This window comes from Pseudomonas frederiksbergensis (assembly GCF_003732705.1).
Classification (GTDB): domain Bacteria; phylum Pseudomonadota; class Gammaproteobacteria; order Pseudomonadales; family Pseudomonadaceae; genus Aquipseudomonas; species Aquipseudomonas frederiksbergensis_F.
This window is the reverse complement of record NZ_MOBR01000025.1, coordinates 21,935-30,589: the sequence shown is the minus strand read 5'-3', so window position 1 is coordinate 30,589 and position 8,655 is coordinate 21,935. Positions and strand designations below refer to the sequence as shown.

Annotated in this window: 9 protein-coding genes; 3 read left to right on the top strand and 6 right to left on the bottom strand. The window is 59.3% G+C overall.

Features of this window, described 5'->3' with window-relative positions; translation table 11 throughout:
• Window positions 1–98: 98 nt before the first annotated feature.
• Window positions 99–1,202 carry a DUF2855 family protein gene (locus tag BK667_RS23265; RefSeq protein ID WP_123599044.1) on the bottom strand — a complete coding sequence of 368 codons (1,104 nt, stop codon included), beginning with the start codon at window positions 1,200–1,202 and terminating at the stop codon, window positions 99–101.
• 55 nt (window positions 1,203–1,257) lie between these two features.
• On the opposite strand from BK667_RS23265, the gene BK667_RS23260 reads away from it, so the two are divergent.
• Complete coding sequence (locus BK667_RS23260; RefSeq protein ID WP_123599043.1) at window positions 1,258–1,917, top strand: TetR/AcrR family transcriptional regulator; 660 nt, start codon at window positions 1,258–1,260, stop codon at window positions 1,915–1,917.
• A 104-nt stretch (window positions 1,918–2,021) separates the two neighbouring features.
• On the opposite strand, the gene BK667_RS23255 is transcribed toward BK667_RS23260, so the two are convergent.
• Window positions 2,022–2,582 (bottom strand): NADPH-dependent FMN reductase, encoded by a 561-nt coding sequence (locus BK667_RS23255; RefSeq protein WP_123599042.1) that lies wholly within the window; start codon window positions 2,580–2,582, stop codon window positions 2,022–2,024.
• A 176-nt stretch (window positions 2,583–2,758) separates the two neighbouring features.
• Between BK667_RS23255 and BK667_RS23250 the strand changes: the two genes are divergently transcribed.
• Entirely contained in the window at window positions 2,759–3,019 is a 261-nt protein-coding gene (locus BK667_RS23250) for a hypothetical protein (protein WP_123514440.1), read from the top strand.
• An 88-nt stretch (window positions 3,020–3,107) separates the two neighbouring features.
• Window positions 3,108–4,001 (top strand): LysR substrate-binding domain-containing protein, encoded by an 894-nt coding sequence (locus BK667_RS23245; RefSeq protein WP_123599041.1) that lies wholly within the window; start codon window positions 3,108–3,110, stop codon window positions 3,999–4,001.
• On the opposite strand, the gene BK667_RS23240 is transcribed toward BK667_RS23245, so the two are convergent.
• From BK667_RS23240 to rnhA, 4 genes are all read right to left on the bottom strand, one after another.
• Window positions 3,967–4,581, bottom strand: a complete 615-nt coding sequence (locus tag BK667_RS23240) for a GNAT family N-acetyltransferase (RefSeq protein ID WP_123514442.1) — start codon at window positions 4,579–4,581, stop codon at window positions 3,967–3,969. The genes BK667_RS23245 and BK667_RS23240 overlap by 35 nt on opposite strands.
• Window positions 4,582–4,595: 14 nt before the next feature.
• The gene (locus BK667_RS23235) at window positions 4,596–6,851 is read right to left on the bottom strand and encodes a lysine-specific pyridoxal 5'-phosphate-dependent carboxylase LdcA (protein ID WP_123599040.1); all 2,256 of its coding nucleotides are present in this window, start codon (window positions 6,849–6,851) and stop codon (window positions 4,596–4,598) included.
• Between the two features lie 321 nt (window positions 6,852–7,172).
• The gene (gene dnaQ / locus BK667_RS23225) at window positions 7,173–7,931 is read right to left on the bottom strand and encodes a DNA polymerase III subunit epsilon (RefSeq protein ID WP_123514444.1); all 759 of its coding nucleotides are present in this window, start codon (window positions 7,929–7,931) and stop codon (window positions 7,173–7,175) included.
• A 203-nt stretch (window positions 7,932–8,134) separates the two neighbouring features.
• The gene (rnhA, locus tag BK667_RS23220; RefSeq protein WP_054047533.1) at window positions 8,135–8,587 is read right to left on the bottom strand and encodes a ribonuclease HI; all 453 of its coding nucleotides are present in this window, start codon (window positions 8,585–8,587) and stop codon (window positions 8,135–8,137) included.
• Between the last annotated feature and the right edge of the window lie 68 nt (window positions 8,588–8,655).

Below are 8,655 nucleotides of genomic sequence, written 5' to 3'. Positions count from 1 at the left end.
CTCGCGAAGACGTCGTGTCAGTCACCATTGATATTGGCTGACACGACGTCTTCGCGAGCAAGCTTCGCTCCTACAGGGGATTTGTGTTGGGTCAGCCATTACAACTTGATGACATGCCCCTCGACCGGCGCCACCTGCCCATGAAACAGCCGGGATATTACACGTTGTGCCGCCTCGTAACCTTCACTCTCCACCACTTCAAGCAACGGAGCGGATGGCTTGGTCACCAACCCATAAAACCGCTGCAACCCCTCGCCAATGTGCTGACTGACCTTTTCCGGCCCCCATTCGCTATTGCGTTTGCGAATCTGGATCGGTGCAAAAAAGAACACCGGCTGCGGCCCCGCAATCGCGCTCAATTGCGCCTCGTCGGTGCTTTGGGCAGAACCGGCGAAACAGCTGTAAACCAATTGACCGGCGAAATGCTGGTGCACCCGATCACGCAACGTCAGGTCGCCGGAAAAATCCACATACAACGTAGGACGGTCATTCGGCAGGCTGTCGAGTTCTGCGTAGGACACGGTACGCTCGTAACAACCCAGCGCTTCGACGAAGGTTTTGTTACCGGCCGAGGTCAGGGCAATTCGTTCCAGGTCTGGACTGTTTTCCAGGCACACCGCGGTGCCGTACGCGGTTTTGCTCGACGCACTGGAGAACACCAGCCGGGTTGCACCAAAGCATTCATTGTCTTGCAGGAAGTCCGCCAGCATCGATGACGTCAGAAACAGCGGCTTGAGCAAAATCTGCAGGTTTTCGGTTGCAGGCGTGTAGTACGAATCCCAACTGCAACGCGTGTATTGGTTGTAAGCCGAGGTCAGCGCCTGGCGATGTTCGGTCGAATCGTAGAAACCCCGCTCGGTGACCCGATCCGGACGCATCCACAGATGGCTGGCAATCGGAAAGTAACCGTAGAAACGCTCCCCGACCGTGATGCCCGCGACATCCGACGCCACCACATCGGCAAAACCCCAGGCCGGGATATGTCCCCATTCCGCCAACCCTGTAGGAAAGAACCCCCAGTAGTTCATCGAATCGCCATAAGCCGCGTAGGTAATGTTGTTGGTGGTCAACGCGCAGCGGTCGATCTTCAGAATGATTTCGCCGGGAGCCGCAACCAGACTGCGTTGTTCCTGCTCGATACGACTCTGGTCGAGGGCGTTTTTACGGGTGATCAGCCGTGTTACCGTGCTCAGGCTTTGCATCTTTCAGACTCCTGCTGCGAGTGAATGGCGGGTAGCACCAGAGTAAAGGCAGCCAATGAAGAGCGGGTTCGGAAACACCAAAGGCAACGCACCAACCCTCAACCCCCGCGCCAAACCGCTGAAACGGCCGAGTCAGGCCCGAGCGATTTTCACGGTTGAGGCGATTTATGAGGCGTTTGTTCGGATTTGGCAGCGTGACGGCTGGTCGGGCCTGACCACCCGCGAAGTCGCCCTGGAAGCGGGCGTGGCCATCGGCACGCTGTACGACTATTTCCCGAGCAAAGAAGCCTTGCTGTCGGGTTATATCCGGCATTCTCTGGATGAATTGTTACAGCATCTGGACGAACAAGTCGTACAGGCCAACGACCTGGACGCGCTCACCCGGACCAAACGCTTGATCCGCCTGACCTGCGAACCGGACGCTGTGCGGCAACCGTTGTTCAACCATGAAGTGCTGGCGATCGAACATCAATTCACCGAGCCCAAGCATCATCGGCGGTTGTTTCAGGAGTTGTCGCAAAAATGGCGTGAAGCCTTTGCCGCGTGTAGTGACCTGCCGATTCAACCGTCGGCAACCACCATCGACGCTTGGGTAATCATGGCTTGGGGTGGGCGGCGATACTGTGTGGCGGCACAGCCGGATGCGGAGCAAACGGCGGCTTGGTTAAGGGAAATCGAAACGATGATCTGCAGCCGACTGCTCGACGCCATCTAACTCTGTAGGAGCAAAGCTTGCTCGCGATAGCGGTGTGCCAGTCAACATCAATGTTGAATGTATCGCCGTCATCGCGAGCAAGCTTTGCTCCTACAAGGGGCCTGTCAGACCTTTTTGTGTTGTTCGACCCATTGCCCATACGCATTGATGAAACTCTGCAAGAACGGTTTCACCGATTCAGACAATTTGCCCGACTCATCAAACGCCGTCCCCGCCCCGCCCAGATAGGCCTCCGGCTGCTGCATGCACGGCACATTGAGAAACACCATCGACTGGCGCAGGTGATGATTGGCCCCAAAACCACCCACCGCACCCGGCGAAACGCTGATCACACCCCCCGGTTTGCCGCTCCAGGCACTCTTGCCATAAGGACGCGACCCGACGTCAATCGCATTCTTCAGCGGCGCCGGCACCGAACGGTTGTATTCCGGGGTGACAAACAGCACTGCGTCGGATGAGCTCACTTGTTGTCGGAAAGTGCTGTAGGCTGCCGGCGGTGAAGCGCCATCGATGTCTTCGTTGTAGAGCGGCAAGTCGGCAATTTCGACGATGTTCAATTTCAGATTGGCAGGCGCCAGATCAGCCAGGGCGAGTGCGACCTTGCGATTGATCGATTCTTTTCTCAAGCTGCCGACTATGACGGCGATCGTGTAGACGTTGCTCATGGAAGAATGCTCGACTATCGATGGGAAGAGCCTGTAGTTATAGATGACGATTCAATCAGCGGGCGAGCGAAAATCGCCACCCCTGACTATTTTTTTCCTGTAGGAAAACTTACTTCGCCCAACCACGGTCTACTGAGCCGCAAATTGAGTGATTTATCTCCAGAGGTTTTAAGCAGATGGCAGCAGTACTCGTCGGTCAGTTCCATGCAAGAGACGCGGAAGGCCGCGTTTATTCAGTGCATGAGTTCCAGGAATCCACCCCGTCGGCAGACGGTGTCGAAGGCACGGAGCCTGTCACCACTTACAAACTGGCCATTGGCGATCGCATGAAGAAGCTCGATGACAACCGGTTCCAGTTGATCCAGTCGGACATCACCCTCACTCGCGAACCGGACACTTACATCGGTACCCTGCCGGAAACCACCGTCGCTTCATAACCTTGTGTTATGAGCAGAAGTCATATGCGCGCACTTGAGTTAGGATTCAGCCACTGACTCCCTCACCTGCTGAACATGGACTTCACGCATGCGTTTACGTCATATCGAAGTGATCCAGGCGCTCTTGCAGACCGGTCACCTGGGCACCGCCGCCGAATGGCTGCAGTTGCCGGTGGCCGAGGTCGAAGGGATTTTGCGCGACGCCGAGGGTCAGTTGGGCTTCATGCTGTTCTCCAGCGTGCGCGGCCGCTTGCAGGCCACGCGCGAGGCGCGGGAGTTGCAGGTCGAGATCGCTCACGTTTATGAAGCCCTCGAACCGGTCCAGCGCCTGGCCAACAGTCTCAAGCAATACCTCGCGCCACCGCTGCGCGTCATCGGCACCCCGCCGCTGACCCAACAGTTATTGCCCCACAGTATCGCGGCCCTGCGCCGACGTTTCCCCGATGCGCCGTGCACCCTCCTCAGCCAACCCACCCGCGAGATCGTCCGCAGCCTGTTGCTGCGCGAAAGCGATCTGGGCCTGAGCCTGCACGACCCCGATCATGCCGACATCGATTGCCAATTGATTACCCAGGGCAAACTCCAATTGCTGGCGCCCCACGGCTGGCTGCAACCGAAGCAGAAGTATGTGTCGGTGCAAGACCTGGCCGGGCAGTCGATGGTCGGCCTCGACGGTCACGACCCGTTGAGCCCGGCGCTGGAAACCAAATTGCAGGCGCTACGCCCTGCCCTGGTGATCCAGACGCGAGTGCAAACCCATCAAATGATGCGCAGCATGGTCGAGGCCGGTGAAGGCCTGGCCATCGTCGACCCCTTCACCGCCCTCGGCGCCAAATCCTCCGGGCTGGATGCTTGCCCATTGGCCCCGGCGGTGCCGATCAGCCTCTACGCCCTGACCTTGAAGAACGCCGAGCCGTCACCGGCCGTTCAGGCTCTGCTGGCGATCATCACGGAACAAGCCGTGGCGATGCTGGTGAGCTGACCGGGTTTTCCAGCGGGTTATCGAACAATCGATACCAGAACAACGCCACTTCGGCGGTATTCGGATCAATGCCGCGATAGCGCAGATGATCGATCCCGCCAATCACATAACCACAGCGTTCATAGAGCCGGCACGCGCCCAGGTTGTTGTTCTGGGTTTCGAGCATGATGCCCGGCAGTTTCTTTTTACGACTCCAGAACTGCGCCACATCCAGCAACGACTTGGCCACGCCATGCCGCCGGGCCGGTGCATGCACCGCCAGTTCGTCGATATGGGCAAAGCCGTTCCAGTTGGTGCTGATCACCAGGTGGCCCACCGGTTCGTCATCCAGATAAGCCATGAAAATCGCACTGTCGGCGGCATCGCGGAAACTGCTGAACTCTTCCGGATCAATGCCGTAACACTTTCGATAAGGGGTGATCGGCGTCACCGGCCACTGCGCCACCGGCTTGCCAATTTCAGCGGCACCATAAGCGGCGACTTCAAAACTGAAATCGCTGCCCCAGATGTAGGCCGCAAAACCATCGTCGGCAACGCGCACCGACAGCCCTGGGTATTTCGGATTCATGACCGGTTGCATGCTGGGAAAGGTCCTCATTCCTTGATGCAATCGACGGTGTATAACCGCCCATTGCCCTCATCTTCGTGTTGCAATCCGTGCACATCGGCGACAAATCCCGGGAAGCTGCTGTCGAAGGTACGGGCGAATGCCAGGTAATCGATGATCGATCGAGTCGATTCGGTGAAACGTTCGCCGGGCATGATCAACGGAATCCCCGGCGGGTACGGCACCAGCATCACGGCAGCGATGCGCCCATCCAGGGCATCGATCGACACCGCCTCAACCTCTCCGCGTACCAATTGATCATAGGCGTCGGCGGGCTTCATGGCGATTTCCGGCAGCACGGTGTACATGCGTTTCAGGTGTTTGGCCGTGGCGTTGCTGCGGTAACAGGCGTGCAGTTGATCGCACAGATCCCGCAGGCCCATGCCTTGATAACGCGCCAGATTCTCCTGAGAAACACACGGCAGGCAGGCGGCCAGACTGGTGTTGGCGTCGTAGCTGCGCTTGAACTCCAGCAACTCGGTGAGCAGCGTGCTCCACTTGCCTTTGGTGATGCCCATGGAGAACAGCACCAGGAACGAATACAGCCCGGTCTTCTCGACCACCAGCCCGCGTTCCCAGAGGAATTTGCTGACCACCGCCGCCGGAATCCCGCGCTCACTCAGTGCGCCGCCGGCAGTCAGGCCCGGCATGACCAGCGTGACCTTGATCGGGTCAAGCAGCACGTAGTCATCGGTCACGCCGCCAAAGCCGTGCCAGTCGGCGTCAGGCTGTAGCAGCCAATCTTCGGTGACCACTTGGGTGATCCCTTCCACCGACGGTGGCTGCCAGATGGAAAACCACCAGTCATCCGCCGCAATGTGCTGTCGCAGATTGGCCAGGGCCCGGCGAAAACTCAGGGCTTCGTCGAACATTTCCTGCAACAGCGAACGCCCGGCCGGGCCTTCCATCATCGCCGAGGCCACGTCCAGCGAGGCGATGATGCTGTATTGCGGCGAGGTGGAGATGTGCATCATGAACGCTTCGTTGAAACGGTCGCGATCCAGTTGCCGCGCGCCACCGTCCTGAACATGAATCATCGACGCCTGACTGAACGCCGCCAGCAATTTGTGGGTGGAATGAGTGGTGAACACCAACGGGCCGTCTTCACTACGGGTCGTGCCCATGCCGTAACGCCCGGCGAAGAACTCGTGAAACGCCGCGTAGGCGTACCAGGCCTCATCGAAGTGCAAGACCTCTACGCTGTTGCCGAGCTGCTGCTTGATCAGCTCGGCGTTGTAGCAGAGGCCGTCGTAGGTCGAGTTCGTGACCACCGCCAACTTGACCTTGGGCGCGCGGCCCTTGGTCAGCGGGCTGGCGTCGATCTTGGCCTGGATTGATTCGCGGCTGAATTCGCTCAACGGAATCGGGCCGATGATCCCCAGCTCATTGCGCTCCGGGCACAGGTATAGCGGGATGGCGCCGGTCATGATGATCGAATGCAGCACCGACTTGTGGCAGTTGCGATCCACCAGCACCAGATCATCCCGGGCGACCATGGAGTGCCAGACGATTTTATTGGCCGTGGAGGTGCCATTGATCACAAAGAAGGTGTGATCGGCGCCGAAATTGCGCGCCGCCCGGGCCTCGGCTTCGGCCAAGGGACCGGTGTGATCGAGCAGTGAGCCGAGTTCCGGCACGGACACCGACAAATCCGAGCGCAGGGTGTTTTCCCCGAAAAACTGGTGAAACGCCTGCCCCACCGGACTCTTGTGATACGCCACGCCACCGCCATGACCGGGGGTGTGCCAGGAATAGTTGGAGTCGGCGGTGTGCTGCACCAATGCCTTGAAAAACGGCGGCAGCAGACCATCCAGGTATTTGCGCGCAGCACGGGCAACCTGGCGGGCGAGGAATGGCACGGTGTCTTCGAACAGATACAGAATGCCGCGCAGTTGATTGAGTTCGGCCATGGCGTCGGCCGGGGCGTTTTCCAGGGTGACTTGCTCGCCGAGGGCGAAAATCGGCAAGTCCGGCGCCCGCACTCGGGCCAAACCGATCAATTCGGCCATATTGTGTAACAAATGAGAGTTCGTGCTGGCGTCTTCGGCAGCGATCAACATGCACGACAAGCCGTGATGGGTCGAGGCGACAAGCCGCCCTTCGGTGTAATCCACCGCACTGAGAATGCTGAAACCTTCCTGCTCCAGCTCCCGGGCGATGCCACGCACGCGGTCACCGGCAACTGTGTCGGCCTTGATGTCGCGATGGACGATCAGGACCGGGAATTTCAAATCTTTATACATGGGGCTCAGTGTCCTGAGGCGGCAGACCGTGGCCTGCCAATTACCTCAGGGTAGAGGGTTGAGGCGGATGTGGCGAGCGCGGATGCCCTGAAGCGGGTCGGTGGGTGCACCATCATGTGGCCATCTATCTCAGTCTGAAATGATGATTCGAGGTTGATGCAGGACCTTGTGGCGAGGGGGTTTACCCCCGTTCGGCTGCGCAGCAGTCGTAAACATTGCGGATGCGGTTTATCTGAAAGAGAGCGGGCGGGGGGGTCGCTTCGCGACCCAACGGGGGCAAGCCCCCTCGGCACAGGCAAGCCTCCTCGCCACAAAAAGCCTTCAGCCTGCCGCTTTTGCTTCCACCAACTGCTGCCACAACGACGGCGCCCCAGCGGATTTGGCCACCGCTTCCAGGCGTACGAGGTGCTGCGCCAGATCATCTTCGCTCGCGCGGATAATCCGGGTCGGCTGGCGATCAGCCGGCAGGCGGCGAATCTCGGTGGCGGAGTTGTCCGCGCCTTCGCCTGAACCGTTGCCGTCAGACGCGTTACCCGCCAGCGACAGGCTGGTCTGGCCGCCGGTCATGGTCAGGTAAACGTCGGCGAGGATCTCGGAGTCGAGCAAGGCGCCGTGCAATTCACGGCCGGAGTTGTCGACGCCGTAGCGTTTGCACAAGGCATCGAGGCTGTTGCGCTGCCCCGGGTGACGTTCCCTGGCCATCATCAGGGTGTCGAGGATCGAGCAGTGCTGCGTAATGTCGGCGCGATCCTGCTGGCCGATCAGCGCGAATTCGTTGTTGATGAAGCCAACGTCGAACGCCGCGTTATGGATGATCAGCTGCGCGCCCTTGATGAATTCGAAAAACTCATCGGCCACTTCGGCGAAGCGCGGCTTGCCCACCAGGAATTCGTTGGTGATGCCGTGGACGCCAATGGCCCCTTCATCACTCTCGCGGTCCGGTTGCAGATACACGTGGAAGTGCCGGCCCGTAAGACGCCGACCGACCAATTCGACACAACCGATTTCGACAATCCGGTGGCCGTCGGTCACCGGCATGCCGGTGGTTTCGGTATCGAGTACAACGGATCTGGTTGCCATCAGTGTTCAGCTCTCAACGGGTCAATCGTGCAAAAGCGGCGATCTTAACACGCTCGCACGTCGACTCGCCCACCCCGAAATTGATCGTTCCCACGCTCTGCGTGGGAATGCCGCCACGGACGCTCCGCGTCTGGCTCCTGATGTGACGCGGAGCGTCACGGGATGCATTCCCACGCGGGAGCGTGGGAACGATCAGTGTGAGATCAATCCTGTTTGTAACCACGCACTTCATCCACGCCACGATTGGCCAACTGGTCAGCCCGTTCGTTGCCATGGTGGCCGATGTGCCCGCGCACCCACTTCCAGGTCACCGTGTGGCGGTTGACCTGTTCGTCCAGCAGTTTCCACAGGTCGGCATTCTTGACCGGTTCTTTCGCTGCGGTTTTCCAGCCGCGCTTCTTCCAGTTGGCCATCCACTCGTTGATGCCTTTCATCACGTACTGGGAGTCGGTCACCAGCAGCACGTCGCAGGAACGCTTCAACTCTTCCAGGCCTTTGATTGCGCCCATCAGCTCCATGCGATTGTTGGTGGTGTTGGCTTCGCCGCCCCACAGTTCCTTCTCGACGCCCTTGCACACCAGCAGTGCGCCCCAGCCGCCGGGGCCAGGGTTGCCTTTGCAGGCGCCATCAGTGAACAGTTCTACGCTATCGCTCATGCCAATCTATCCAGAAAAATGCGGTGGCTCGCCGATCCAGGATCGACGATGCCCGAGGCCGGGCAAAC